The sequence below is a fragment of the uncultured Veillonella sp. genome, assembly GCF_934190855.1.
Classification (GTDB): domain Bacteria; phylum Bacillota; class Negativicutes; order Veillonellales; family Veillonellaceae; genus Veillonella.
The window spans coordinates 1-2300 of sequence record NZ_CAKPTN010000213.1; the positions used below are offsets into that span (position 1 = coordinate 1).

At 41.2% G+C, this 2300-nt stretch carries 3 protein-coding genes; all 3 read left to right on the forward strand.

The window, feature by feature from the left end:
* A partial coding sequence (fabK, locus tag Q0F90_RS08875; protein ID WP_296004871.1) for an enoyl-[acyl-carrier-protein] reductase FabK occupies positions 1 to 898 on the forward strand: 898 nt, incomplete at its 5' end.
* A gap of 10 nt (positions 899 to 908) precedes the next feature.
* Entirely contained in the window at positions 909 to 1850 is a 942-nt protein-coding gene (fabD, locus tag Q0F90_RS08880; protein ID WP_296004873.1) for an ACP S-malonyltransferase, read from the forward strand.
* Position 1851: 1 nt separating this feature from the next.
* A partial coding sequence (locus Q0F90_RS08885; RefSeq protein ID WP_296004875.1) for an SDR family NAD(P)-dependent oxidoreductase occupies positions 1852 to 2300 on the forward strand: 449 nt, incomplete at its 3' end.

A 2300-nucleotide genomic window follows, 5' to 3' on the forward strand; every position in this document is an offset into this window, starting at 1 on the left:
CTTACAAGGTGGTATGGCTTGGCTCGGTACTGCAGAATTAGCGGCAGCCGTATCTGAAGCTGGTGGCCTTGGCATTATTGGTGCTGGTCATATGCCTCCTGATATTTTCCGTAATGAAATCCATAAATTAAAAGAGCGCACAAGCAAACCATTTGGTTGTAATATCATGCTTATGTCTCCATTTGTAAAAGAGGTTATGGAAGTAGTAGTGGAAGAACGCGTTCCTGTAATTACTACAGGTGCTGGTAATCCTGGCGTTTATATTCCAGCTTTGAAAGAAATCGGTACAAAAGTAATTCCTGTTGTAGCATCTGTATTGTTGGCAAAACGCTTGTTACGCGGTGGCATTGATGCAATCATTGCAGAAGGTACAGAGTCCGGTGGTCACGTAGGCGATATTACATCTATGGCATTGATTCCTCAAGTAGTAGATGCTGTTGATGTTCCAGTTATTGCAGCTGGTGGTATTGCTGATGGTCGTGGTATGGCGGCAGCCTTTGCATTAGGTGCTAAAGCAGTACAAATGGGTACGCGCTTCGTATTATCTGAAGAATGTATTGCTCATGAAAACTACAAAAACGCTGTATTGAAAGCGAAAGATCGCGCTACAGTTATGACTGGCTTAACAACAGGTCACCCTGTACGTATTATTGATAATACATTAGCTCATAAATATAAAAACCTTGAATTCAGCGGTGGTTCTAAAGAAGAATTAGAAGCATTAGGCGCAGGCACACTTCGCTTAGCTGCTATTGATGGTGATGTAAAAGAAGGTTCCGTAATGATCGGTCAAATTTCTGGTATGTTAACAGATATTAAACCTTGTGCAACTATCATTAACGATATTATGACTGAAACTGAACGTGTAATTAACAACCTTCAAGGTCTTGTTAAATAAGGAGGCCCTAATGAAAACGGCATTTGTTTTTCCTGGTCAAGGTTCCCAAAAAGTAGGCATGTTACAAGATTTGTACAATGCGTATCCTATTGTGAAACAACGTTTTGAAGAAGCTGACGAAGCACTTGGTTATTCTATTACTAAGTTATGTTTCGAAGGTCCTGACACAGAGCTTGTTAAAACAGCAAATACTCAACCTGCTATTTTGACAGCCTCCGTAGCTTGTTATGAAGTTCTTAAAGAGCAAGGTTTTACACCTGATATCGTAGGTGGTCATAGCCTTGGCGAGTACAGTGCTCTTGTAGCGGCTGGCGTATTGAACTTTAAAGATGCAGTATATGTGGTGCATAAACGCGGTCAGTATATGCAAGCAGCTGTGCCATTGGGTAAAGGCGCTATGGCGGCTATCTTAGCTTTACCTCGTGAACAAGTTGTACAAATTTGTGATGAAGTAAGTGCATCTGTGGGCTCTGTACAAGCAGTTAACTTTAACTGTCCAGGTCAAATCGTAATTGCCGGTGAAACTGCAGCAGTGGAAACAGCAGCTGAAAAAATGAAAGAAGCTGGCGCAAAACGCGCAGTAATGCTTCCTGTAAGTGCTCCATTCCACAGCCGTGTGATGGAACCTGCAGCTGTTCGCTTGAAAGAAGAGTTAGATAAAATTCAAGTGAGCGATGCTCAAATTCCTGTAGTAGCAAATGTTACAGGCAAAATTTTGACTAATGCAAACGACATTAAAGAATCCTTAGTTACTCAAGCAGCTAACCCTGTATTATGGGAAGACTGCGTAGCCGAAATGGTAAACTTTGGTGTTACTAGCTTCGTTGAAGTTGGTCCTGGTAAAGTGCTTACAGGCTTTACTAAAAAGATCAATAAAGATATGGAATTAGCCAATGTTGAAGACATTGCATCCTTAGAGAAAACGCTTGAATTTTTGAAAGGGGTTCGATAAAATGCATTTAGAGGGTAAAGTAGCCATTGTAACTGGCGCATCCCGTGGCATTGGTCGCGCTGTAGCCATCCATTTAGCACAATCTGGTGCTGATGTTGTAGTTAACTATAGCGGTAGCGAAGGTGCAGCTCAAGAAACTGTTGAAGCTGTACAAGCGTTAGGCCGTAAAGCCATTAAAATTAAAGCCAATGTAGCTAATGCTGATGAAGTTGCTTCCATGGTGGAAGAAGCTCATAAAGAATTTGGCCACATTGACATTCTCGTAAATAATGCGGGTATTACGCGTGACGGCTTGTTAATGCGTATGAAAGATGAAGATTTTGATGCTGTTATCGATATCAACCTTAAAGGTGTATACTTGGTAACTAAAGCAGTATCCAAAATCATGATGAAACAACGTTCTGGTCATATTATCAACATGACATCTGTTGTAGGTGTTATGGGTAATGC